Genomic DNA, 23965 nt, shown 5'->3' on the forward strand with positions numbered 1-23965 from the left:
GCGCTCTAATGACCAAAGCGTAACTGGAAGCCCCCGCGCCGCCCTGCGATGTCATGTCCCTGCACCGGGTGGGGAGATTGAACATGGAGCGGTTTCTGACGGCGGGCGTCGCCTGTCTGGCGATGATGGGCTCAGCGCAGGCTCTGGCCCAAGAGGCGCCGGCGGCCGAAGGCCCCAAGCCGATGGACCAGCCGCGCGACTGGTCCGCGACCCTGGTTCAGGACGCGACCGCCCTGCACGCCATCATGATCGACAGCCACCCCGGCGTGCACGCCCCCCTCAATTCTGCGTTCCGCGCCCGCCTCGATCAAGGCCTTGCCACGGCGCTGGAGCGGGCGAAGACGACCACGGACGCCGGCGGCTGGTGGTGGGCGCTGCGCGCCTATGTCGCCAGCTTCGAAGACGGCCATGTCCAGATCGGCATGACCCAGAGGGACTTCGGCTTCCCGACTCGCTGGCCCGGCTTCCTGACCGTCTATCGCGGCGCCGACGAGGTGGTGGCGGACCGCGATGACGCCGACTCCGCCGCCCCGCCGCTAGGCGCCCGGCTGATCGACTGCGACGGCGTGGACGCCGCGACCCTGGCCGAACGGCGCATCGGCCAGTTCCGGGGTCGCTGGTTCCTGGAGGCGGTCAAGACGCGCTTCGGCGACTGGATGTTCCTGGGGGCCTCCAATCCCTGGCAGTCAGAGATAAAATCCTGCCGCTTCGAGGCCGAGGGCGCCACCCGGACCTACGTCCTCAACTGGCGCGCCACGCCCGACGATCTGAATGAGCGCCGCACCAAGCTGATGCAGAGCGTCCGTCCCGACTTCGCCCTCAAGCACTTCGACGACGGCGGCTTCTGGATCTCGACGCCCACGTTCAACGGCGATCCCTCCGGGGAGGCCTACGCCGAACTGACTGCCCTGGTCGCAGACATGAAGGCCAAGCAGGATGCCCTGCGCGCCGCCCCCTATGTGGTGCTGGACCTGCGCGGCAACGGCGGCGGCTCCTCGCACTGGAGCGACGACATGGCCCGCATTCTGTGGGGCCCGGACTGGATACAGGCCCATCCCCTGCCGACGAGCGAAGCGGTGGACTGGCGCGCGTCCGACGACAATCTCACCGATATGTCGACCTTCCTCGACCAGCTTCGCTCGACCCATGGCCAGCCGGAACTGATTGACTGGGCCGATCGGGCCGTGACCGGGATGAAGGCCGCTCAGGCGGCGGGCCAGGTCTACTGGCGCGAAGCCGACGAGGAGAAGACCAGGGCCGCCGCGCCCGCCCCGACAGCCTCTGGGCCGCAACTGATGGCCGGCAGGGTCTATGTCCTGACCGACTCCAGTTGCGGCTCGGCCTGTCTGGACGCCGTCGATTTGTGGAAGACCGTAGGCGCCGTCCAGATCGGGCGCGAGACCTCGGCCGACACCGTCTATATGGAGATCCGCGAACCCATCCTGCCCAGTGGCCTGGCCCAGATCGCCGTGCCGATGAAGGTCTATCGCGGTCGCGCGCGCGGCAACAACGAGCCGCAGCGCCCCCAATATGGCATCGAAGGCGACATGAGCGACGACGCGGCCCTGCTCGCCGCGATCCGTCGGCTGCAGCCGGGCTGAGGCCTCAGCGCAGGAAGCGTTCGACCGCCGCCTGGAAACGGCGCGGCTGGTCGATCATGACCATGTGCTCGGCGCCTTCGATCCGCTCGAAGGCGGCGGGCGCGCGCAGCGCGCGGTAGCCGGCGCGGAACAGGCCGTCGATCTGGCTGCGCGGGCTGCGGTCGTCGGCGCTCCAGCCATAGACCACGGTGACGGGGGCGGTGATCGCGGGCAGCCGCGCCCGCAGGTCCACTGTCATCACCTCATACAGCCCCTGGGCCAGGGTGCGCCGGTCGCCGCCCTGCCATGGAAAGGTGTTGAACAGGCTGTCGGCGGCGCCGCCCATGTCTGCCCCCATGTCCTTCGCCTGGGTCTTCAGCGCCTCGTCGCCAAACAGCAGCAGGCCTTGATACGCCAGCCGCGCCAAGGGCTCGACGTCCCCCGTCGTCGCGCCCGCGCTGATCAGCGACGGAAAGAAGGGCGAGGCGTCCACCACCATGACCCGGCCCACGCGCGGTCCCGCATCAGCAGCAACCCGCAGGGCGATCTGCCCCCCCATCGAATGCCCGATCAGGGCGGGCCGCTCCAGTTGCTGCAGAGCCATATAGCGTCGGATCTCCGCCGCCGCCGGGCCGCCTACCAGACCGTCGCCGTTGCCGCCCGCCGGCACATCGCCAAAGCCGCGCACCGTCACCAGGTGCACCCGATAGCGGTCGTCCAGGGCCTCGGCCGTGCGCTTCCATACGGCCGAGGTCGAGGCCAGCCCCGGGATCAGGATGATATCCGGCCCCGCGCCGCGCACTTCGACTACGATGCGATCGGACTGAAAGGCGGCAGGACCGGCCGCCAGCGCGACCATAGGGGTCGAGAGCAGAAACAGCAGGCTCAGAAGAATGCGTGTCATGGGGTCAGCCTATTGATGGATCGCGGCGAATAGTCGGCATAAAGAGCCAGTTGAAATCGCAACGTTTCGGGTGTGAACTCGCCCGATCCTGGGGAGGATCCGATGAAGCCAATTCTATTGACCGCCATTCTCGCCGCTGCCGCCCTATCTGCGGGCGCTGCATCCGCTGAGGAATGGAACGCCTTTTCCCGCAACGCCCGACTGGTCTATCTGGTCGATGTCGGCGGGATCGCGACCGTCGGCGACACGACCAGCATCCGCGTCGCCCGCGTGCCCTTGCAGACGCCTGTCGGCGACTACAGCCACAATATCGACGAGTACGAGATACGCTGCAGCGCCAAACAGGCCCGTTTCCTGGCCGAGATCGAGTTCGGGCCCGACGGCGCCGAGGTGGGGCGCTATCCTGAAGCCGACGCCGCCTGGGACGACATTCGCCCGAACAGCCTTAGCGCCTATTTCCAACCCATCGTATGCGACGGCGCGCGAGCGGACGGACCCAACGCCGCTTCCATCAAGGCCTATATCGACAACGGTCGCGGCAAATAGTTCACGCGATCACCGCCGCACAGCAAAACGGCCGCCCCATCCCTGGGGCGGCCGTTTCATTTTCAGCGCCTGATTGACTAGGCGGTCGCGACCTGGGGCGCGTCCGACCCGCCCTCGGGGATGTCGTCCAGCTCGCCTTCCCACTTGGCGACCACGGCGGCGGCGACGGAGTTGCCGACCACGTTGGTGGCCGAGCGGCCCATGTCGAGCAGGTGGTCGACGCCGAGCACGATGGCGATCCAGGCTTCCGGCAGACCGAAGTAGGTCAGGGTCGCCATGATGACCACCAGCGAGGCGCGCGGAATGCCGGCGATGCCCTTGGACGTCACCATCAGCAGCAGCAGCATGAAGACCTGCTGCGAGACGCTGAGGTGCACGCCGTGCGCCTGCATGATGAACATGGTGGCGAAGGTGCAGTAGAGCATCGAGCCGTCGAGGTTGAACGAATAGCCCAGCGGCAGGACGAAGCTGACGATGCGGCGGCGCACGCCGACGGTGGGCAGGGCGTCCAGAATGCGCGGATAGGCGGCTTCCGAACTGGCGGTCGAGAAGGCCAGCAGGGCCGGGGTGCGGATCACCTTGAACAGCGGCAGGACGCGACGGCCCAGCACGGCGGCGGCGGCCAGGAACAGCAGACCCCACAACAGGGCCATCGAGCCGTAGAAGCCCAGCACGAACTGGGCGTAGACCGCCAGCATCTCCAGCCCTTGCGTGGCGATGGTCGAGGCTAGGGCCGCAAAGATGGCCAGCGGGGCCAGCTTCATCACGAACTCGGTGACCTTCAGCATGATGCTGGCGGCCTGCTCGACCAGGTTCAGCACCGCCGGGGCCTTGTCGTCCAGGGCGGCGACCGCCGTGCCGACGAACAGGGAGAAGACCACGATCTGCAGGATCTCGTTCTTGGCCATGGCGTCGAAGATCGAGGTCGGCACCAGATGGGTGACGAAGCCGTGCAGCGAGAAGGCGTCGGTCGAGGCGGCCGGCGCCGTGGCCAGCGCCGCCTGCGGCAGGTGCATGCCGGCGCCCGGCTGCAACAGCTGCACCATGACCAGGCCCAGCAGCAGCGACACCACCGAGGCGCCGATGAACCAGGTCATGGTCTTGACGCCGATGCGCCCGACCGAGGCGGCGTCCTCCATGTGGGCGATGCCCGCCACAAGAGTCGTAAACACCAGCGGCGCGATGATCATCTTGATCAGACGCAGGAAGACGTCGGTGATCAACGACAGATTCGTCGCCGCCGCCGCCGCCTGATCGGCGCTCAGATACTGGTTCACGCCCCAGCCGACCAGCACGCCCAGGATCATGGCACCGATGATGAGGTAGGCGAATATTCGGTTCATTTTCAATGTTCCAACTGCACTTGGCCCACCCCGCCGGAACACTGTCCCCCCGACCGCATGAGCCCATCCGTTCATACAAAAGCGGGGCGGCGGACCCTCGAAAGATCCACTGCCCCGCTTCGGTCACATCTTTGCTAAAGCCAATCCGCCCCCGCGACTAGATCAGAACGACTTGCGGATCGTCGCATAACGCCGGGATGAAAGCTCAGGCGGTCAGCCGATATCCGACGCCCGGCTCGGTAGCGATCAGACGAGGCTGGGCGGGATCGGCCTCCAGCTTCTGACGCAGTTGGCCAATGACCACGCGCAGGTACTGGGTGTCGTCGGCGTGGGCCTTGCCCCAGACGGCGGTCAGCAGGTCGCGGTGGCCGACTACCTTGCCGGCGTTGCGCGCCAGATGGGCCAGGACGTCGTATTCCTTGGGCGTGACACGCACGGCCTCGCCCGCACGCGTGATCGCTCGGTGGCCAAGACCGGTCTGACCGAGGGCCTGTTCGCCGGCTGGCGCTATGTGAGCATGGACGGCCGCGATCCCAACCCCGACTTTGTCCTGAACACCCCCCGCTACGCCCAGGCGCAAATCCTGGTGGCAGGGGCCAATTTCGGCTGCGGCTCCAGCCGCGAGCACGCCGCCTGGGCCTTGGCGGAATACGGCTTCCGGGCCATCATCGCTCCGTCGTTCAACCCGATCTTTCGCAACAACTGCATCCTGAACGGCATCGTCCCTGTGGTCCTGCCCGCCGATCAGGTCGCCGAGATCGCCGCCGTTCTGGCATTCGCTGCCCCGACCCTGACCGTCGACTTGACGGCCTGCGACGTCCGCCGTGCCGACGGCGCGACCTGGCCCTTCGTCATCGACGCCGAGGCCCGCGAAATGCTGCTGGAGGGCATGGACAGCATCGCCCTGACGCTGAAGCTGGCGCATCGCATTCACACCCTGCGCGACATCGACCGGACTGCGCGTCCCTGGGTCTATCTGTCCGCCGCCTCATGAAGCAGGCTTCGAACGCGGTCAGGAAACGGCGTTCAAGGCCGCAGAGCTGGACGGTTATAGGGCCAGACGCTCAGATTACGACGTTGTAAGCGACGCCATACCGCTACTTAAAAACCACAGCGACAACGCAATTGAGTCATGTACCCGTCATAATTGTTGTGCTTGGGCGATGGAACAACGATGGAACCCTCGCACCAATCATTCCCCGGAGGAAACTCCGGGAGGGGAAAAAAATTGATAACGATCACTAAATCACAGCTCATGGGCTCAACGCTGATCGCCGGCCTGACGGCCGCCGCCATGATCAGCGTCGCACCCGCCGCTGCCTCGGCCCAGGACCAAGCCACCAACCTCGGCGAAGTCGTCGTCACCGGCTCGCGCATCCGTCGCAGCCCGACCAACTCGCCCACGCCCCTGATCCAGATCGGTCAGGAAGAGCTGCTGCAGTCGGGCGAAGTCAACGTCATCGACTTCCTGGCCGACATCCCCGCCCTGTCGACCTCGCAGGTGCCGGAAGACACCACCGGTTCGAACCTGAATGACGGCGGCCTGTCGCTGCTGAGCCTGCGCGCCCTGGGCGCCAACCGGACCCTGGTCCTGGTCGACGGTCGTCGTCACGTCGGCTCGAGCCCCGGCTCGCTGGCCGTGGACGTCGACACCATCCCGCGTCTGCTGGTCGCCAGCACTGAAGTCATCACCGGCGGCGCCGCCGCCGTGTACGGCGCCGACGCCGTCTCGGGCGTGGTCAACTTCATCATGCGCAAGGACTTCGACGGCCTGGAGATCGACGCCTCGATCGCCGAGATCAACCAGGACCATCAGCTGAGCGAACGCCTCTCGGTCCTGTGGGGCCAGAACCTGATGGACGGCCGCCTGAACTATTATGTGTCGGGTGAATTCCAGCGCAACGACGAAGTCCTGGATTCCGACGTCGACTGGCGCCGCGAGGGCTGGGCCCTGATCGGCAACGACGCCGATCCGTCCAGCGCCCCCTCGGACGGCATTCCGGACCAGATCCTGATCCGCGACGCCCGCACCTACATCCGCGGCACCAACTTCGGCGGCGTGACCATTCTGTCGACGGGCACCAAGCCCAGCCTCGCCAGCGACCCCGACGTGCCGTTCCAGACCTGCTCGGCCACGACCTTCTCGGCCAACTGCTTCTCGCTGGCCCCGTCGAACCGCCTGGACAACGCCTACCTCTATAATGACCAAGGCGTGTCGCGTCCGGTCACCTTCGGCACGATCCGTCAGGGCACGGGCTTCAGCCGCACCGTCAGCAACGGCGGCGAAGGCCAGAACCCCAACACCGAACAGGGCCAGTCCAGCCGCCTGCCGGAATCGACCAACTATCGCTTCCAGACCGGCCTGAACTTCGACATCACGGACAATGTCCAGCTGTTCGCCGAAGCCAAGTACGTCGAGGAAGAAACCTACGACGCCGGCCAGCGCGTCTTCCAGGACTTCAACATCCGCGTCCTCGCCCCCAATACGGTCGGCGCCATCGGATCGACCCAGGCGATCGAACTGGGTCTGGACAACGCCTATCTGCCGTCGGACGTTCGTCTGGCGATCCAGAACAACCGTCGCGACATCTTCGACAAGGACGGCGCGGTCACCAGCAACGTCGCCGACGCCCGCGCCCAGCACAAGCTGTACGGCCCGGCGCGCAACCAGCTGAATAACCGCGACCTGCAACGCTACGTCGTCGGCCTGCGCGGCGACCTGGGCGACGTCGGCTTCGTCAAGGACGTCAACTGGGAAGCCGGTTACACCTACGGCGAGATGAACAACACCAACCGCGAGCAGGGCGTGGACGTGGTCCGCTACCAGGCTGCGGCCGACGCCGTCATCGACGTCGCGGGCAAGGTCAACGGCAAGCCGGGCGAAGTCGTCTGCCGCATTCAGCTGATGAAGGCCAACGGCGTCGCCGTGCCGGACGCCGTGATCACCGTGGGTGGCGTGCCGAAGACCTTCTCGCGTCAAGGCGCCGTGATCGACGACTGCTCGCCGGTCCGCGTCTTCGGTCCGAACGGCTTCACCGCCGAGGGTCTGGAGTACCTGCAGGCCGCCGTCACGGTCAGCGACCAGAACAAGCAGCACGACTTCATGGCCTACACCTCGGGCAAGCTGTGGGACTTCTGGGGCGCTGGCCCGATCGGCGCTTCGGTCGGTTATGAATACCGCAAGGAAATCACCAGCGGCGTCGGCCGTGACCGCGACACCGCCGGCCGCTTCCTGTTCCTGAACTCGGGTCCGGACTTCCTGGAAGCCAGCTACGACACCAACGACGTCTTCGCCGAGGTCAGCGTTCCGCTGTTCCGCGACAGCGTCCTGGGCCAGTCGGCCGAGATCAGCGGCGCCTACCGCTTCTCCGACTACTCGCACGTCGGCCAGCAAGAGACCTACAGCGCCCAGTTCCAGTGGCGCCCGGTCGACCAGTTCATGTTCCGCGCCACGACCGCCACGGCGATCCGCGTGCCGAACCTGGGCGAAACCAGCGAGCCCTATGGCCAAACCTTCGCCAACGGCTTCACCGACCCCTGCTCCGCCACGGTCATCAACAACCTGGCTGACCGGTCGATCGCCGCCAACCGCATCGCCAACTGCGGCGCCCTGGCCAAGGCTGCGGGTCTGGACCTGAACTTCGCCGACGCATCGGCCGCCAACGCCTACCTGCCCAACTACGGCAGCGGCTCGGTGTCGGGCCTGGCCGGCGGCAACCCCTTGCTGAAGCCGGAAACCTCGGAAAGCTTCACGGTCGGCGGCGTCTGGACGCCGGACTACCTGCTGCCGAACTTCTCGCTGGTGATGGATTACTACAGCATCGAAATTAACGATGCGATCGACTCGGTGACCGCCCAGCAAGCCGCCAACCAGTGCGTCAGCGGCGACAGCATCAATACGGGCGCCTGCGCCACCCAGACCCGCAACGGCACCTCGTTCCTGGTGACGGGCTTCACTCAGGGCTCGCTGAACTATGCGGCTCTGACGGCCAAGGGCGTGGACTTCACGGCCAGCTATCGCTCCGACCTGCCCGAGTTCTTCGGCCGCAACTGGGGTTCGTTCAGCCACTCGATCCGCGGCAACTGGCTGATCGAGCAGCACGACTTCGTCAACATCGCCGACCCGACCGACTCCACCGACTATGAAGACACCGTCGGCATGCCGCGCGTGCGCTTCCTGTCGACCGTCACCTGGGCGCCGATCGACACCCTGGCCTTCAGCTGGGACTGGGACTGGCAGGCCAGCCAGGAGATCTTCGACAAGGACAACCTTGTCGCTAACCCCGACCTGTATGAAACCGCCAAGTACCTGGAAACGGGCGACTTCTCGCAGCACGACTTCTCCGTGCGCTGGTCCGCTCGCGACAACCTGACGGTCCGCGCCGGCGTGGTGAACGCCTTCGACGCCGAACCGGCGCGCTGGTTGGGCGGCACGTCGTCCGACAACTTCGACCTGTTCGGACGCCGGTTCTTCCTGAGCCTCAACTACCGCCCGTTCTAAGCCTGACGGCCTGAACGGAGAGGGCGGCGGACTTCGGTCCGCCGCCCTTTTTGCTGCCCGCTTCGCAACCATCATTCAGCCGCGGGCGGGGACCATCGCTCGGCCTGGCGCCCAATGTCGTTAGAAGCGGCGCTGCAGGGTCACTCGCACCATGCGACCGATAGGATCTTGAACATCGCGGCCATAACCCGGCGCGGGCGAGCCCTTGGCGAGACGCGCCTCGGGACGCGCGTCGAACAGGTTGGCGATATCGAGATTGACCTGCAGGCCGGCGTTGGCCCGTCTGCCCCCCCCGCCCTGCCCATTCTCGGTTGGCGAGCCGCGGGACGCCATTTGGAAGCTGAATCTCAGATCAACCGAGGTGAAGGGCGCAACGACCAGATCATCCGGGCCATCCGCAGCGCTAATGCGGCGGGTGCGATAGCCGTCCTGCCATTGCGCCGTCGCATTGGCCCCCCAAGGCCCGCGCCTGGCGTCGATCATGATTCTCGCGTTCTGAGGCGACAGGCCTCCGCCATCCCCTTTAAGACGATCCATCTCCGGTAGGCCGGCGCGCAAACGAACGACGTTGGCGAGTTGCAGACCGTAGTTGAGTGCGACACGCAGGACCATCGGCTCACCTGCCCCGCCTGCTGGCCGGGGCAGGCTGAAGTTGAAACCGGCGTTAAGGCTCTCGCTCAGCCCGGAACTCAGATTCATCGGTCGGTAGTCGATGCTGACGAGACGACCTTCGGCGTCCCGCTGGATGAGTTCGGGGAAGGCGATCTCAACATCCTCGGTCAACGCCGGCAGAGAGCCTACGCCATCTGTCGACACCGCCCTTTGGTAGCCCAGATTTCCCGTCACCGCCCAAGGCGTAAAGGGTCCCGCCGACGCGCCTATAGACAGTCGCTCGAATTGAGGCGGTCGCAAATCAGGATTTCCGCCCCGGATCGGGAGGATCTCCACCGCCTCTCCGGTTCGGAAATCAAACACCACGATCGGGGAACCATAGTAGATCGGTTCGGACTTCAGATTATCTGAAACGCCCTCGGTCAAGGCAGACCATTCGCTGGTTAGCCGAAACCCCTTCAGCGGCGTCCACGACAGCCCGGCGCTAAGTTCGTCTCCGCCGTCGCCGCCGACCTGGCGCACGCCACCGCCAAGGGTGGCGACGAGATCGCCAGGAATGGGCCCCACAAGCGAGCGGCCGCCCGCCTTGGTCAAAGGGATGGCGACCGTGCCTCTCGCATTCTGGCCGCTCGTGGTGCTTTTTACATGCGTTTGATCGCGGTCAATCGCCGTCCAGCCGCCCTCGAGATTGCCACTCAAATTGAGTGTGGCGATGCCTGTGGGCAGATCAAACAACGGACGACTTGCGTTGCCGGTCAGTGCAAGCGACTGCATGTCGCTTCGGATGTTCTGAAGACCGTCCTCGTGGCGACGGGACGCCCTCGCATTAAAGTTTCCCTGCAACAGCCAGCCAGCCAGTCGACCGCTCAGACCCGCTGACCCGGCTAGAGTGTCGGACCTCCGGCTGCTTTCGACAGGTTCGGCGGAAAGCCGCACGACCGGGCGGCTATCCTGGGTTTGCGCGTTCACGGTGAAAACACTCGACCAATCACCGAAGGCCCGGGTCAGGTTGCCGTTGAGCGAAATCGAATCCGAATGGGGCCGCAGCGTCACGCGTTCGTCGCTGGGTCGTCCCATCGACAGATCGTAGTCTCGCTCGCCCGTTCTCAGCGCCGTGTCTCGCGATAGGCGCAGGCCCACCTGATGGGTGTTTCGTCCCGCTATGGCCGACCGACGCAGATCGCCTGACAGCGAAGACGTCCCGCCTTGCGTCGGTCGGGATCCGGCGACCCGCCCGTCATAGCTCGAGAACTTGGGTTGCAGGACCAGATTGACGACACGCTGCCCAGGCGCTGCGCCATACATGCCCGCAGCCTGAGGAGGCAGAACCTCGGCCCGTGCGAGAGCCCCCGGCGGGAAGCCCTTATAGGCGTCGACATTGGGAGTCGGCTGACCGTTGATCAGGACCATCGGCCGCTCGCCTAGGCTCAGCGTTTCCGCCATGCGCTCCAGGACTTCATTGATATCCCAGACGCCCAGGGCGTCTATGTCCGCGCCGTCCAACTCAATCTCAGGCGAGGTCAGCGCCGCGCCGCGGCGGCCGAACACTTCGACATCCTCAACCTGGACAGCCTGGCCCAGGTCCTGTTCCTGCCGCGCTATCTGGGGAAGGCTTGTCGGAACGACCTTGATGGCAGCGCCGTCTTGCCCCCCCGCGATAACGGCGGCTAACGACAGCCATCCCATTTCGCCCCCCGTACTCCCGGCGAGTTTGGACGTATCCCGCCACGCTCCCAGGCGAGAACAAGGAAACAGAACGTCACGAGAGGTTAAAAGTCCCCCTCAAAGACGACGCCCAAAACGCGCAGCCAACCGCTACAAAATAATACTTGCCCGGCCAGGTCTACAGTCACACGAGCGATCATCGCTTGAGGAAGTAGAACCACTTCTGGGCACACGATCATCAGCGCAAAGATGAAATGGGATAATCCATAACATTGCAATCTATATTCTCAGCCTCGCTCCCGCCCCGCCCAAAGCCAGCCAGGCGCGGGTCTGGAGGGGGCAGGGACGGGTGGGCGGGGGCGCAGGGATTCTCACAACGCCGGTGATCCCTGCTCCGGCGATGGGCGGCTGGCACAGGGCTTCAGGCTTGCCGTTAAGTCGGGGTCCCGCTCATCCAGACGGTTGAACACAACCGCAACCCCCGCTGTCTGACGTCAGAACCTGAAGGTGAGGAAGGTCCCGAGGTAGGACTGGTCCTCGGCCGCGCCAGTCTCCTTCAGGAAGTCGCCGGCCCTGGTGTAGTTAGCCACGCCCATCAGTGAGACATAGGGCGTCAGGGCATAGCGGGCGAAGACGCCGGTGCGCCAGCCGACATAGGAGGACTGACCCTCGTTGGCGCCGCGCAGCACCATGCCGGACAGGGCGTAGAGGCCGTCGTCCTTGCTCTGACGCCACAGGCCGGCGGTGTTGGCCCCCAGGGTCAGCTTGGGCGTCGGACGCACCGTCACCTCGGGCTGCAACAGCACCATGTTGGCGAAGCCCAGATCGGTGCGCAGGGCCGCCGGTTGCGGGAACAGGGGGTTGAAGCTGTTCAGCTTGCCGTCGTTGGGGTCCTTGTCGCCCGAACCGACGTCCAGACGCACGGCCAGGCGCGGCGACCACTTCACGCCCGAGAAGGTGCGGCCGCCGACCGCCGAGAAGAACCAGGCGTCGATGTCGAGGTCGCGGAACGAGCCCCACTGCTTCACCGCCTCGACCTCATAGTCCCAGGGCGCGACCTTGCCCGACAGGCGCACCGACAGGGTGTCGCGATCGTCGCGGCCCGCGACCTGACCGTCGAACGGCGTCACCAGACGGTCGGTGTTGGCGTAGAGCAGTTCCAGCTTCGGCGCCGTCGCCCCCTGCCCCAGGGTCTTGGCGGCCGTCGCGCCATACAGGCGATAGTCGAAGTTGGTGGCGTCGTCCCAGGAGGCCTTGCCTTCGCGAAGGGCATAGCCGGCGAAGGCGCCGCCGCTCCAGCCGGTCGGGCTGTCGTACATGACCCGCACCATGTCCAGGGCGACGCGGGCGTTGGCGCCCTCGCGCATGTCGAACAGGCGGAACGACCCTTGCCCGAACTCCTGACGGCCGGCGCGGACGCGCAACTTGCCCTCGCCCAGACCGGTCTTCGCCTCAACGAAGGCCTGGTGCAGGTCGGTGCGGTTTTCCTCGATCACCGGCTCGCCGCTAGCCAGGCCCGAGGTGCGGGCGTCCTGCACGTCGACGAAGGCGCGCAGCGAGGAGCCCAGGTTCAGTTCGCCCCACAGGCGGGCGCGGGTCTGGAAGTCGCCGCCGGTGTCCTGAGCCCCGCGGCCGAAGCGCTCGTTGTCGCGGTGTTCGGCGCGGAAACGCAGCTCGCCGCCGAAGCTGGCCCAGACCGGGCTCCCCTCGCCGCCGACCGGTACATACTTGAACTTCGACCAGGTCGAGGTGCGCTTGGCCGGATCAGCCAGCCAGGCGTAGCTCTCGTCGTGGTTGATCAGCTTGAACGGCGGCGGCGGGGCCGAGGCGGCAGGCGGGGCGGCCGGAACCACAGCGGGCGCGGTCTGGATCGGCGCCTCGGCGTCGGCGGTCATGGGGGCGTGCGAAAGCAATGCGGCGGCGGCCGCAGCGGCGATACTCATGGATGTCCTCCGGGAAAGGGCGCGGTTGGCTCCGCGCTCGGTTCGATTGGGATGATTATTCGGCGTCGGGCTGTTTGCCCGGGACGGCGTTCTTGAAGGCGGGCAGTTCGAGGCAGGCGGCCTCCAGCGCCAGCAGACGCGGCCAGCGGATCTCGACGCCGAAGCGGCGGGCGTTGCCCAGCTGCGGCACGATGCACAGGTCGGCCAGAGTCGGAGCGTCGCCGAAAGCGAAGGCCCCCGGCTGGTCGGCCAGCAGCTTGTCGACCGCGTCGAGCCCCTCCTCGATGACGGTCGCGGCCCAGGCCTGAACCACATCTTCGCCCAGACCGAGGTCGCGCAGGCGTTGCAGCACCTTGAGGTTCTGCACCGGATGGATGTCGCAGGCGACGGCCTGGGCCACGGCGCGGACCCTGGCCCGTTGCACCGGATCAGCGGGCAGCAGCGACGGCGCAGGCGAGGTCTCGTCGAGATATTCGATGATGGACAGCGACTGGGTCAGGACCGCGCCGTCGTCGGTGACGAAGGCCGGCAGCAGGCCTTGCGGGTTGAGCGCCAGATAGTCCGGCGTCCGCTGCTCGCCCTTGCGCAGGTGATGGATGACCTGCACGGCCTTCAGTCCCTTGAGGCCCAGGGCGATGCGCACCCGCCACGAGGCCGTGGAGCGGAAATAACCGTGCAGGATCATGGGGTCAGACTCCGGCGCGACGGCGCACGCCGCCGAGGGTGAAGACCGCGATCGAGGCGATCACGGCGGGGATGACGGCCAGCAGGATCAGCGACTGGGGCGTCCAGCCGGCGGCCAGCAGCACGCCGCCGACCAGAGGTCCGACGATGGCGCCGATGCGGCCGACGCCCAGGGCCCAGCCCACGCCCGTGGCGCGGATAGCGGTCGGATAGACGGCCGCCGTCAGGGCGTTGCAGCCGATCTGGGCGCCGACGACACCGAAGCCGGACAGGGCCGCGCCCAGCAGCAGAACCGTCAGATTGGTGCCGCCGAAGGCCAGCAGGGCGATGAAGGCGGCCGAGGCGGCATAGGCTGAACCCAGGACGACGTAGGGGCTGATCTTGTCGATCATCCGGCCCAGGACGATGGCGCCGACGACGCCGCCGAGATTCAGGGTGGCGGTGGACAGGATGGCCATGCTGAGCGGCAGACCGGCGCCCTTCAGCAGGGTCGGCAGCCAGTTCACCAGGAAGTACATGACCAGCAGGTTCATGAAGAAGGCGACCCACAGCAGCAGGGTCACCGGCGTGCGGCCCTCACGGAACAGCTGGAAGACCGAGAAGCCCTTGGCCGCCGACGACTGCTCGTGCTTCAGGCCGGCGATGAATTCGCTGACCGAGGCGTCAGCGTCGATCTTCTTCACGATGGGGGCGATCTTGTGCTCCGGCGCGCCCTTGGCGACCAGGAAGCGAACCGATTCCGGCAGCATGAACCAGAGCACTGGCAGCAGCAGCAGCGGCAGGACGCCGCCGACGACGAAGACCGAATGCCAGTCCCACGTCGCGATCAACCAAGTCGAGATCAGGCCGCCGATGGTCGAGCCCAGGGGGAAGCCGCAGAACATGACCGTCACCAAGGTCGCGCGCAGGCGGGCCGGGCCGTACTCGCTGGTCAGGGCGATGATGTTGGGCATGGCCGCGCCCAGACCGACGCCGGTGATGAAGCGGTAGATCAGCAGCTCGTTCATCGAGGTCGAGAAGGCCGTCAGCAGAGCGAACAGGCCGAAGATGAAGGTCGAGATCAGGATGACCGTCTTGCGGCCGAACTTGTCCGCCGCCGGGCTCAGGGTGAAGGCGCCGACCGTCAGGCCCAGAAGGCCGATGGCGAAGATCGGACCGAAGGCCGACGGGGCCAGGCCCCAGTCCTCGGCGATCTTGGGCGCGACGAAGGCGATCGACTGGGTGTCGAAGCCGTCGAGCATGGCGATGATGAAGCACAGCGCCGTGACGCCGAACTGTAGCGGGCCGAACCTGGCCCGATCGATGACGGCGTTGCCGCCCCCCTCACCCATGGCTGCCATATGTGTCGTCCTCCTGCGGAGGGCGCGTCTGTCGCGCGCCTCTCCGTGTGTTGATGATGCTAATGAAAAAGGATCAGGCGGCGGGCGGGCCGACCTTGATATTGAGCGGGGTCAGGCCGTCGATGGTCACGGTCATGGCGTCGCCAGGAACGACAGCGCCGACGCCGGCGGGGGTGCCGGTGTAGATCAGGTCGCCGGGCTGAATCTCCCACAGACCCGACAGGTAGGCGACGATGTCCGCCACCGGCCAGATCAGGTCGGCCAGGTCCGCCGACTGCTTGACCTCGCCGTTGACGGTCAGCTCGATCTTGCCGTGTTCGGGATCAAAGCCCTCGCCCGCCTTGTGGATCAGGCCCAGCGGCGACGACTGCTCGACGTTCTTGCCCGTGTCCCACGGACGGCCCTGGGCGCGCGCTTCCAGCTGCAGGTCGCGGCGCGTCATGTCCAGGCCGGTGGCGTAGCCCCAGACGTGGTCCAGCGCGTCCCGGGCGGCGATGTTGCGACCGCCCTTGCCAACGGCGACGACCAGCTCGGCCTCGTAGTGGAAGTTCTCGGTCTTGGACGGATAGGCGATGGTGGCGCCGTCCAGCACCACCGTCTCGGCCCAGGCCGTGAAGAAGAAGGGCGGCTCGCGGTCCGGGTCGCGGCCCATTTCGCGGGCGTGGGCGGCGTAGTTGCGGCCGACGCAGAAGATGCGGCGAACCGGGAATTCGTCCCCGGTGTTGGTCGGGGCAAGCACGGGCGCTTGCGGTTGGAACAGCAGGCTCATGCGTTCTCTTCCTTGTACAGGTTCAGTTTTTCCTGACAGGCCTTGTCGGAGTATCCGAACAGGACCAGTCGGCTGGCCGCCTTGAAGGCGACCGATTTCCACGACGGCACGACCACGATGTCGCGCGGCTTCAGGGCGATAGCTTCACCCTCGATCACCGCTTCGCCCGCCCCCTCGACCACCACGAAGATGGTGCCGTCGGTCGAGCGGCGCGGCTTGCTCTCAAAGCCTTGCGGCAACAGGCGGACATGGGCCGAGATGGTCGCCATGATCGGCCCGCCGTTGATCGGGTTCATGAACTCCAGGGCGTGGCCCAGATGCGGGTCGATCTCGGCGCCGCTCTCGGCCATGGCGTCCAGCGCCGGACGCCATTCGGCGTAAGGATAGTGGAACAGCGGCTGATGCGCCGGGCGGCGGTCGGCGGTGTGGCCTTTCAGCGGACGCATGTTGCGGCCATAGCGGTTCAGGCTGTCGCCGGCCGGGGCCTGTTCCGGGAACTGGTCCTCGGCGTAACCCTCGGCGAAGCTGGCGTCGAAGTGGCGGACGGTCGGGATGTCCAGCCCGTCCAGCCAGATCATCGGCGTCTCGGTCGGGTTGCCGTGGTCGTGCCACTGGCCGCCCGGGGTCAGCACCAGATCAAAGGGCTGCATCACCGCCTTCTCGCCGTCCACCGAGGTATAGGCGCCGCCGCCCTCCATGACGAAACGCAGGGCGCACTGGGCGTGGCGGTGGGCCGGGGCGATCTCGCCCGGCAGGATCAGCTGCAGACCGGCGTAGAGGCTGGGCGTGATCGACGACAGACCCGGCAGGCCGGGGTTTTCGAGGATCAGCACCCGGCGCTCGGCCTGCTTGGCGCTGATCAGGTCGCCGGCCCGCATCAGATATTCGCGGGCGTTGTCATAGGACCACTTGTGGACCTTGGCCGGCGACTTGGGCTGAGGCAGGACCAGGGCCGACAGCTTCTCCCACAGGGGATAGAGGCCTTCCGGCTCCATCTGCTCATAGAGGGCGTTCAGCTGGGACTGCTGGTCGTTGGAGAGGACTTCGCTCACGCCTCAGCCCTCCATGCCGACGTGCAGCAGACCGTCCTGAAGCTTGACCGGGAAGCTGCGCACGGCGACCGAGCACGGCGCGTCCACGGGCGCGCCGGTCTTCACGTTGAAGGTGCCCTGATGCAGCGGGCATTCGATCAGCTCGCCGTCCAGAAAGCCGTCGGACAGGCTGGCGGCGCCGTGGGTGCACAGGTCGGCGGTGGCGAAATACTCGCCTTCCACGACATAGAGGGCGACGCTCAGGCCGTTGGCGCTGGCCTTGGCCACGCCGTGCTCCTTGAGGGCCGAGGGCGGCAGGGTCGCCACCCACGACAGGGTCGCGGCTTGGGTCATGCGGGGTACACCAGACTGTTGGGGATCATTTCGGAATCGAAGACGACGATGCGCTCGACAAAGCGCAGGCGGTCGCCGTCACGGACGATGCAGTCGTGGCAGACGGCGGACAGGATGATGTCCGACTGTTTGTCCACCAGGGTCTGCACCACCAGCAGGTTGTGGCGGACGCGCACGCCTTCGTCGTCCTGAGCCACGACGCGCGGCGCGGTGGGGAAACGACGATAGTAGCGCGGCGCATACATCTGGGTCCGCGTCAGGCCGGTCACCCGGTCCTTCAGCATGCCCCGGCTCTCGGCCTGCATGGTGCACAGGGTGTAGCCGGCCTCGTAGTTCTCGCGCGGGATCACCCGATATAGGCAGTCCTCGGTGAAGAAGTCGGGCCAGGCTTGCAGATCGACGTCGTCGAGCACGCCGTAATAGGCGTCGTACAGGTCGCGGATTTCGTCGCGGGCGATGGTCATGGTCTCGCTCACAGGCCCATCACCTTGCGCCAGTAGCGGTACATGCCCCGCACCGCGGTCTCCGTGACCTGGTGATCGGTCGGCGCGATCTCGCGGCCGCCCATCTGCAGGATGAAGTGCTCGTCCGGCGAACCGGCGGCGCCCTGCTGGGTCATTTCCAGCACCTCGCCGTCGTCGGCCGAGACGAAGCCCGCCGGGCCGAACAGGTTGGCCTGACGCGTGCGGCGCAGGCGCATCTCCGGCGTGTCGTCGGCGTAGCACCAGTGGGTCCAGTGGAAGTCGAACCCGCCCGGTCCCTTGGGCACGATCTGACGCGTGGTCAGGCTGTTGACCTGCTGTTGCAGGATCACGCTGGGGAAGATGGTGATCATCCCGACCGTCTCTTCGCCGGGGAACTCCTGCACCACATCCATGACCCGGGGGTCCTCCAGCACCAGATCGCTCTGGAAGTTGCGGATGTCCGCCATGGCCTCGGACTTTTCCTGCTCGCCCTTGCGCGAGATCAGGATGCCGTGGCGGCCCTCGTCGTCGATATCGACGGCCGACTTCTGGTCGGCGCGGAACAGGCCGAAGGTGGCGAAGAACACGTGCAGCAGACCCGCGTGATAGGGGTCCTTGATGTTCTCCTGCATCTGCTTCCAGTTGGCCGGGATGTGCTGACGGTTGTAGCCCAGCACCTCCAGCTTCCGGCCGTCATACACGCGGGTGTAATGCTTCCAGAACTTCTCGCCGAGGTACTCGCGGAAGGGCGGCGTCTCGTCCGAAAAGGTGGCCCAGACCACGCCGTTGACCACCTCGACGCGCAGCTTGTTCAGGCTGTGGTCCTTGGGATCGAAGTCCGACGGCATCCCGCCCTGGCGCTTGACGCCGCGCCGGAAGGGCACGCCCTGCAGGTCGCCGTTCAGCGCATAGGACCACTGATGATAGGGGCAGATCAGCTCCTTGGAGTGACCGGTGCGGGTCTGGCAGAACTTGACGCCCTTGTGGGCGCAGCGGTTCTCGACGACCGAGATCTCGTCCTCGCCAGAGCGGACCATGACGCAGGGCTTTTCGCCCAGGGTCGTCGTCTTCCAGTCGCCGACCTCGGTAAGCTCGCACTCCAGACCGACGTAGAGCCAGTGCGGCCCGTACCAGATCTTCTGCAGTTCCTCAGCGTAGATCGCGGGGTCCGTATAGACCCAGTAGGGCACGGCGGCGTCGACGTCGGCCGGCCATGCGCGGCGGTTGTCGCCCTCCGGCGGGCGTACGGGGATGTTCACTGAAAGCTCCCGGACAAAAATTCGAAGCAGCGATCTCATGTCGCCGTTGACCGCATTGGTGTCGTGGTTTTTGATCCATGTCAAACGCGTTGCATGTAGTGCAACGACAAACGGAGATCACAAATGGCTGAACGCATCGTCATCCTGGGGGCCGGACACGCCGGCGGCGCGACCGCTATCGCCTTGCGAGAGCTCGGTTTTTCGGGATCAATCCTCGTCATCGGCGACGAGGCGCACCCCCCCTACGAACGTCCAAGCCTGTCCAAGGATTATCTATCGGGCGCCGAGGCCGATCCGGTCTGGCTGGCGCCTGCGGAACGCTGGGTCGATCTGAATGTGACCCTGAAACTGGGCGCCGAAGCCGTCGCCATTGATCGCGACAAGGGTGAGATTCGACTGGCCGACGGATCGGTCGAGGCCTTCGACAAGCTGGTGCTGGCCATGGGCGGCCGCGTGCGTCGCCTGCCCCTGACCGACCATCCAGCCGTCCGCTATCTACGCACCGCCGACGACGCCCGCGCCATCGCAGCGGCGGCCAAACCCGGCGCCCGCGCCCTGGTGATCGGCGGCGGCGTGATCGGTCTGGAGGCCGCTTCGACCCTGCGGGGTCTGGGCCTGACCGCCACGGTGATCGAGGCGGGCGAGCGGCTGCTGGGCCGCAACGTCCCGGCCGAGGCCGCCGAGTGGCTGACCGCCGCTCACGCCCGCATCGGCGTCGAGGTGAAGCTGGGCCGGTCTTTGCAAGCGCTGGAAGACGCGGCGGACGGCTCGGTGATCGCCCGTCTCGACGACGGCTCCACCATCGAGGCCGACCTGATCGTCGTCGGCATCGGCATCATCCCCTCGACTGAGATGGCCGAGGCGGCGGGTCTGCCGGTGGCGGGCGGAGTTCTGGTCGGCGAGGACTACCGCTCACCCGCCGATGACCGCATCTTTGTCGTCGGCGATCTGGCCGCCCGGACAAGAGACGGCGCCGCCGTCCGCATGGAGACCTGGGCCCACGCCCAGACCTCGGCCCGCGCCGCCGCCCTCGCCATTCTGGGTCAGCCCGCCGAGGTCGAGCCGACGCCCTGGTTCTGGACCGCCCAGTGCGGGCACAACCTGCAGATCCTCGGCGATCCGGCGGCGGGCGACGCGGTCGTGCCACGCGGCGATGCGGTGCGTCTCTATCTTCGCGACGGCATCCTGGTCGGCGCCGTCTGTCTGGATCAGCCGCGCGACTTCGCCACGGCGCGCCGCCTCATGGGCAAGGTGCTGATGGCGGAAACGGCGTCTGACCCGGCGACCGACCTGCGCAAGGCTGTCGCCGCCTGATCCGTCAGGCCGGACGCACCCCGCCCGTCGCGCGGGTGATCTCGTAGCAGACCTCGATCAGGCGTTCGCGCGCCTGATCGTCGTATTCCGCCTTGAACACGTCGGTGGCCAGCACGGTGGCGGTGAAGACCGCCTCCCCCTGCAGGTCGAAGATCGGCACCGCGGTCGCCCGCAGACCGGGGATCAGATCGCCCCGGATGGCCGAATAGCCGTCGCGCCGCACCCGTGCGCGCAGGCTCTCGACATCGACCGACTGAAACTGAGGCTGGGTTTCGCGTTCGACCATCTGACGCGTCGCCGCCTCTGGCCGGAAGGCCAGAAACACATGCCCCGTCGCCGAACTCAGCAGCGGCAGAGGCGAGCCGACCATCAGCGAGGTCGAGATGGCGGGCGTGCCCATGATCCAGCGCACCACGATCGGCCCGGTCGGCCCCAGGGAGCCCATCTGCACCGTGCGTCCCGTCTCGGCCACATAGTCGGTCAGGGCGATCGCCGCCTCGCGGAAGCTGTCCATACGCGACAGGGCCGCCAGCCCCAGACGCAGCGCCCCCGAACCCAGCTCATACCGCCCCGTCGCCGCATCCTGACGCGCCATCCCCGCCGCGATCAGGCTGGCCAGATAGCGGTGGGCCTGCGACGCCGACAGGTCCGACGCCTGCGCAATCGCCCCCAGCGCCGCTGCCCCATTCAACGACGCCAGCACCTCCAGCACCCGCAAGCCAATGCCCACGGACTGAATGCCCTGCCGCCGCTCGCCTGTCTCACTCATTCGTCGTTCCCGTCACTATGGTGATCGACGCTAGCGCACAGCTAGAACAGCACAAGCCTTTAGAGGCTGAGCCCTGCCCAGCCGGCTGCCCGCTCCCCCTGAGAAACAGGCGAACGGAGGTCATCCTGGCGCTTGGCGCCTTCAGCGGCCAGCCTAGTAGCTGAAGCTCAGTGTGACGAAGAGGCCCTCGGCCCGGTCGTCGCCGGACAGACGCGTGCGATATTCCAGCGACAGATCGACATAGGACGACGGCGCCGAATACCGCGTCTCGCGATACCATTGTCGCCACGACAGACCGACGCCGGCGCCGAGCGCCGCCTTGTTCGCCAGGCTGTCGTCATAGTCGGCGTGGATGACGGCATAGGGGGACAGCACGCCGCGCTCCGTCACGCGGAAGCTGCGCCCGGCGCGAGCGTCAATCAGACCGATCGTCTGGCTGTCGTCGAGGATATGGGCGAGGTCGGCATAGACCCGCCACATGGGCCAAGACGTCCGGTCAACCCGCAGATCCGAGCCCTCGTCCGCCGACCAGGCGGCGCGCAACATCCAGTCGTTGCGCGCATAGTCGCCGACGGCGACCATGCGGCTGCCCTCAAGAACCAGATTGGTTTCGGCCAAGGGCTTCCAGCGCAGACCCAGCCAGGCTTGGGGGTCGTGTCAAAGCCTGTGGCGTCATCATCGACCGCCGACAGGGCGAGCAGGACCGTGACGACGACCGCAAAAATCTGCAGCACGCCGGCATATCCGGACAGGAACTCGATCCATGGTTGGGGGATGGCGAACATGGCGCTCTCGAAGACAGGGCTATGGTCAGGCCGACAGACGGTCGGGCGCGACGGTCATCGGCTCTGACATCACGGCGAAGGGCTCGAACGGACGCCCCATCAGGCTGGCGACGATGCGATCAGCCGCGAAGCCGTCGCCATAAGGGCTGCGGCTGCGGGCGAACGTCAGGCGAACCGCCTCGTCGTTCAGCACCCGCTCGGTCGCCGCGACGATGCGATCCGGGTCGGTGCCGACCAGTTCGGCCACCCCCGCCTCAACCGCCTCGGGACGTTCGGTCACGTCCCGCATCACCAGGACGGGCTTGCCCAGGGCGGGCGCCTCTTCCTGCACGCCGCCGGAATCGGTCAGGATCACGTCGGCGCGCTGCATCAGCCGCACAAAGGGGAAATAGTCCTGCGGCGGGACCAGATGGACGTTCGAACGTCCGCCCAGAAGCTGATGCACCGGCTCGCGAACATGGGGGTTCGGGTGGACTGGATAGACGATTTCGACATCGTCATCCGCCGCCAGCCGCAGCAGGGCGCTGCAGATATCCTGGAAGCCCCCGCCGAAACTCTCGCGTCGATGGCCCGTGACGAGGATCAGTCGCTTGGCCGAATCGAAGGCTGGAAGGTCTCGGTCGATACGTCCACGCAAGCCAGCGTCCCCGGCCAGGATGACCTGCGCCTGATGAAGGGCGTCGATCACCGTATTGCCGGTGACGACCACCCGGCCTTGCAAGCGCTCGCCGGCAAGGTTCAACGCCGAACTCTCGGTTGGGGCGAACATCAGGTCGGAAACGACGTCCACGAAACGGCGGTTCATCTCCTCCGGCCATGGCTTTTGCAGGTCATAGGTTCTCAGTCCCGCCTCAACATGGCCGACCGGGATGCGGCGCTGAAACGCCGGCAGGGCCGCCGCCATCGCCGTGGCCGTATCGCCATGAACCAGAACGCGATCCGGCTTCACCTGCTCCAGCACAGCATCGATACGGGTCAGGATCTGCCCGGACAGGGCGTTCAGCGACTGCCCCTCGGTCATCAGACCCAAGTCAATGTCCGGCGTGATCCCGAAGGCGCCCAGCATCTGATCCAGCATCTGCCGATGCTGCCCCGTCGTGCAGACGACGGATTCAACCGCAGGCTCGACTGCAAGACGCAGCACGACCGGCGCCATCTTGATAGCCTCAGGCCGGGTGCCAAAGATTGAAAGGATTCGCATCAACAACCCCAAGATGACGGGAAGACGATTGAAGTTAACGAAACCTAACAGGCAATTTTCACGGATTTTAGACCTAAAAGATCGCCTTTACCCTTGTTTACGGTCCATTTCACTTAGCCAGACCGATGAGAACTTCATAGATCTGACCGCCGAAATCGCAGCGCAGTTATATTTTCCCACACAAGCTTAGCCATTAGACTCTGGAAACCTAGCCGCTTGAAACCCACAGCGCCGTGGACGAGCCTGAGCCGCAAGGGCGATAGCGCCTTGGGTTGTCGCCGCTCGCAGCGTGGGGGCCAGGGCAGGGGGGCCTGTTGCGGTCAGGTGAGCGGCAGAACTTCGGGCGCGTGGCGACCGATCGATGCGTGCGGCTGCGGCGCCCGGCGAGCCAGGGCGCCGTCGCCAGTGGTGAGGGTCGATCTCGCTGCAGAAAGCAGAAAACCCCGCAGCCTGTAGCTGCGGGGTTTTCTTGAATGCTTGGGTGCGGGAGCAGGATTTGAACCTGCGACCTTCAGGTTATGAGCCTGACGAGCTACCGGGCTGCTCCATCCCGCGGCAAGGCGGTTAGTGAAGGAAGAATGGTTCGAGACCTGTCCTCAAGTCGCCCGAAGGGCGGTAGGACAAGAGAAGACTTTTTTATGTATCTGGTAGACCCCGCGGCGACCTACTCTCCCGCGCCTTGAGACGAAGTACCATTGGCTCTGGAGGGCTTAACGACCGAGTTCGGAATGGGATCGGGTGTGGAACCTCCGACATAGCCACGGGGTCAACCAGACACATAAAAAAGAGAAGACATCGTCGCGTTTTGTATATCGGCAAGTAAAACCGAATGAGTTTTGCTGAGAAACGATCAAGCCGATCGGATTATTAGTACCAGTAAGCTTCACACGTCACCGCGCTT

At 66.1% G+C, this 23965-nt stretch carries 20 protein-coding genes, 1 tRNA gene and 1 rRNA gene; 5 read left to right on the forward strand and 17 right to left on the reverse strand.

Going from position 1 to position 23965, the window contains the following annotated elements; genetic code table 11:
• The first annotated feature begins 83 nt into the window (after positions 1–83).
• A complete protein-coding gene (locus HNP51_RS11910) occupies positions 84–1601 on the forward strand; it encodes a S41 family peptidase (protein WP_184269218.1) in 1518 nt (505 codons plus the stop codon).
• A 4-nt stretch (positions 1602–1605) separates the two neighbouring features.
• Here the strand turns inward: HNP51_RS11910 and HNP51_RS11915 are convergent, their stop codons facing one another.
• Positions 1606–2484: an alpha/beta fold hydrolase gene (locus HNP51_RS11915; RefSeq protein ID WP_184269216.1), complete on the reverse strand. Its 879-nt coding sequence runs from the start codon at positions 2482–2484 to the stop codon at positions 1606–1608.
• 102 nt (positions 2485–2586) lie between these two features.
• Between HNP51_RS11915 and HNP51_RS11920 the strand changes: the two genes are divergently transcribed.
• A complete protein-coding gene (locus tag HNP51_RS11920; RefSeq protein WP_184269214.1) occupies positions 2587–3030 on the forward strand; it encodes a surface-adhesin E family protein in 444 nt (147 codons plus the stop codon).
• Positions 3031–3107: 77 nt separating this feature from the next.
• Here the strand turns inward: HNP51_RS11920 and HNP51_RS11925 are convergent, their stop codons facing one another.
• Entirely contained in the window at positions 3108–4373 is a 1266-nt protein-coding gene (locus HNP51_RS11925) for a dicarboxylate/amino acid:cation symporter (protein WP_184269212.1), read from the reverse strand.
• 205 nt (positions 4374–4578) lie between these two features.
• Positions 4579–4809, reverse strand: a complete 231-nt coding sequence (locus HNP51_RS11930) for a helix-turn-helix domain-containing protein (protein WP_409360110.1) — start codon at positions 4807–4809, stop codon at positions 4579–4581.
• Between the two features lie 27 nt (positions 4810–4836).
• Between HNP51_RS11930 and leuD the strand changes: the two genes are divergently transcribed.
• Together leuD and HNP51_RS11940 are read left to right on the forward strand one after the other, a co-directional pair.
• Positions 4837–5367 carry a 3-isopropylmalate dehydratase small subunit gene (gene leuD / locus HNP51_RS11935; RefSeq protein ID WP_221415831.1) on the forward strand — a complete coding sequence of 177 codons (531 nt, stop codon included), beginning with the start codon at positions 4837–4839 and terminating at the stop codon, positions 5365–5367.
• Between the two features lie 261 nt (positions 5368–5628).
• Positions 5629–8874, forward strand: coding sequence for a TonB-dependent receptor domain-containing protein (locus HNP51_RS11940; protein ID WP_260398412.1), 3246 nt, complete (start codon positions 5629–5631; stop codon positions 8872–8874).
• Between the two features lie 120 nt (positions 8875–8994).
• On the opposite strand, the gene HNP51_RS11945 is transcribed toward HNP51_RS11940, so the two are convergent.
• The 9 genes from HNP51_RS11945 to HNP51_RS11985 form a co-directional block, all read right to left on the reverse strand.
• The gene (locus HNP51_RS11945) at positions 8995–11172 is read right to left on the reverse strand and encodes a TonB-dependent receptor (protein WP_184269206.1); all 2178 of its coding nucleotides are present in this window, start codon (positions 11170–11172) and stop codon (positions 8995–8997) included.
• Positions 11173–11645: 473 nt separating this feature from the next.
• On the reverse strand, positions 11646–13094 hold the full coding sequence (locus tag HNP51_RS11950; protein ID WP_184269204.1) for an alginate export family protein: 1449 nt from the start codon (positions 13092–13094) through the stop codon (positions 11646–11648).
• 55 nt (positions 13095–13149) lie between these two features.
• The gene (gene maiA, locus HNP51_RS11955) at positions 13150–13779 is read right to left on the reverse strand and encodes a maleylacetoacetate isomerase (RefSeq protein WP_184269202.1); all 630 of its coding nucleotides are present in this window, start codon (positions 13777–13779) and stop codon (positions 13150–13152) included.
• Positions 13780–13783: 4 nt separating this feature from the next.
• Positions 13784–15118, reverse strand: coding sequence for an MFS transporter (locus HNP51_RS11960; protein WP_184269200.1), 1335 nt, complete (start codon positions 15116–15118; stop codon positions 13784–13786).
• 73 nt (positions 15119–15191) lie between these two features.
• Positions 15192–15887, reverse strand: coding sequence for a fumarylacetoacetate hydrolase family protein (locus HNP51_RS11965; RefSeq protein ID WP_184269198.1), 696 nt, complete (start codon positions 15885–15887; stop codon positions 15192–15194).
• Positions 15884–16939 carry a gentisate 1,2-dioxygenase gene (gene gtdA / locus HNP51_RS11970; RefSeq protein ID WP_184269196.1) on the reverse strand — a complete coding sequence of 352 codons (1056 nt, stop codon included), beginning with the start codon at positions 16937–16939 and terminating at the stop codon, positions 15884–15886. The genes HNP51_RS11965 and gtdA overlap by 4 nt, the downstream gene beginning before the upstream one ends.
• 3 nt (positions 16940–16942) lie before the next feature.
• Complete coding sequence (locus tag HNP51_RS11975; RefSeq protein WP_184269194.1) at positions 16943–17272, reverse strand: non-heme iron oxygenase ferredoxin subunit; 330 nt, start codon at positions 17270–17272, stop codon at positions 16943–16945.
• Entirely contained in the window at positions 17269–17736 is a 468-nt protein-coding gene (locus HNP51_RS11980) for a nuclear transport factor 2 family protein (RefSeq protein WP_184270471.1), read from the reverse strand. Before HNP51_RS11980 ends, HNP51_RS11975 begins: the two co-directional genes overlap by 4 nt.
• 8 nt (positions 17737–17744) lie before the next feature.
• Positions 17745–18995 (reverse strand): aromatic ring-hydroxylating dioxygenase subunit alpha, encoded by a 1251-nt coding sequence (locus HNP51_RS11985; RefSeq protein ID WP_221415830.1) that lies wholly within the window; start codon positions 18993–18995, stop codon positions 17745–17747.
• Positions 18996–19118: 123 nt separating this feature from the next.
• Here HNP51_RS11985 and HNP51_RS11990 point away from each other — a divergent pair, with 123 nt between their 5' ends.
• Positions 19119–20309 carry an NAD(P)/FAD-dependent oxidoreductase gene (locus HNP51_RS11990; RefSeq protein WP_184269190.1) on the forward strand — a complete coding sequence of 397 codons (1191 nt, stop codon included), beginning with the start codon at positions 19119–19121 and terminating at the stop codon, positions 20307–20309.
• 4 nt (positions 20310–20313) lie between these two features.
• On the opposite strand, the gene HNP51_RS11995 is transcribed toward HNP51_RS11990, so the two are convergent.
• From HNP51_RS11995 to rrf, 5 genes are all read right to left on the reverse strand, one after another.
• Positions 20314–21078, reverse strand: a complete 765-nt coding sequence (locus HNP51_RS11995) for an IclR family transcriptional regulator (RefSeq protein ID WP_184269188.1) — start codon at positions 21076–21078, stop codon at positions 20314–20316.
• 153 nt (positions 21079–21231) lie between these two features.
• Positions 21232–21717: a bacteriophage N4 adsorption protein A gene (locus HNP51_RS12000; RefSeq protein ID WP_260398444.1), complete on the reverse strand. Its 486-nt coding sequence runs from the start codon at positions 21715–21717 to the stop codon at positions 21232–21234.
• A 171-nt stretch (positions 21718–21888) separates the two neighbouring features.
• Positions 21889–23064, reverse strand: coding sequence for a non-hydrolyzing UDP-N-acetylglucosamine 2-epimerase (gene wecB / locus HNP51_RS12005; RefSeq protein WP_184269184.1), 1176 nt, complete (start codon positions 23062–23064; stop codon positions 21889–21891).
• A 478-nt stretch (positions 23065–23542) separates the two neighbouring features.
• A tRNA-Met gene (locus HNP51_RS12010) sits at positions 23543–23619 on the reverse strand.
• Between the two features lie 96 nt (positions 23620–23715).
• A 5S ribosomal RNA gene (rrf, locus tag HNP51_RS12015) occupies positions 23716–23830 on the reverse strand.
• Positions 23831–23965: the final 135 nt, after the last annotated feature.

Source organism: Brevundimonas bullata (genome assembly GCF_014207965.1).
GTDB lineage: Bacteria > Pseudomonadota > Alphaproteobacteria > Caulobacterales > Caulobacteraceae > Brevundimonas > Brevundimonas bullata_A.

Coding starts and splice junctions, on each gene's coding strand:
- HNP51_RS11910 (WP_184269218.1), top strand. CDS start 84: ATGGAGCGGTTTCTGACGGCGGGCGTCGCCTGTCTGGCGATGATGGGC.
- HNP51_RS11915 (WP_184269216.1), bottom strand. CDS start 2,484: ATGACACGCATTCTTCTGAGCCTGCTGTTTCTGCTCTCGACCCCTATG.
- HNP51_RS11920 (WP_184269214.1), top strand. CDS start 2,587: ATGAAGCCAATTCTATTGACCGCCATTCTCGCCGCTGCCGCCCTATCT.
- HNP51_RS11925 (WP_184269212.1), bottom strand. CDS start 4,373: ATGAACCGAATATTCGCCTACCTCATCATCGGTGCCATGATCCTGGGC.
- HNP51_RS11940 (WP_260398412.1), top strand. CDS start 5,629: ATGGGCTCAACGCTGATCGCCGGCCTGACGGCCGCCGCCATGATCAGC.
- HNP51_RS11945 (WP_184269206.1), bottom strand. CDS start 11,172: ATGGGATGGCTGTCGTTAGCCGCCGTTATCGCGGGGGGGCAAGACGGC.
- HNP51_RS11950 (WP_184269204.1), bottom strand. CDS start 13,094: ATGAGTATCGCCGCTGCGGCCGCCGCCGCATTGCTTTCGCACGCCCCC.
- maiA (WP_184269202.1), bottom strand. CDS start 13,779: ATGATCCTGCACGGTTATTTCCGCTCCACGGCCTCGTGGCGGGTGCGC.
- HNP51_RS11960 (WP_184269200.1), bottom strand. CDS start 15,118: ATGGCAGCCATGGGTGAGGGGGGCGGCAACGCCGTCATCGATCGGGCC.
- HNP51_RS11965 (WP_184269198.1), bottom strand. CDS start 15,887: ATGAGCCTGCTGTTCCAACCGCAAGCGCCCGTGCTTGCCCCGACCAAC.
- HNP51_RS11975 (WP_184269194.1), bottom strand. CDS start 17,272: ATGACCCAAGCCGCGACCCTGTCGTGGGTGGCGACCCTGCCGCCCTCG.
- HNP51_RS11980 (WP_184270471.1), bottom strand. CDS start 17,736: ATGACCATCGCCCGCGACGAAATCCGCGACCTGTACGACGCCTATTAC.
- HNP51_RS11990 (WP_184269190.1), top strand. CDS start 19,119: ATGGCTGAACGCATCGTCATCCTGGGGGCCGGACACGCCGGCGGCGCG.
- HNP51_RS11995 (WP_184269188.1), bottom strand. CDS start 21,078: ATGAGTGAGACAGGCGAGCGGCGGCAGGGCATTCAGTCCGTGGGCATT.
- wecB (WP_184269184.1), bottom strand. CDS start 23,064: ATGCGAATCCTTTCAATCTTTGGCACCCGGCCTGAGGCTATCAAGATG.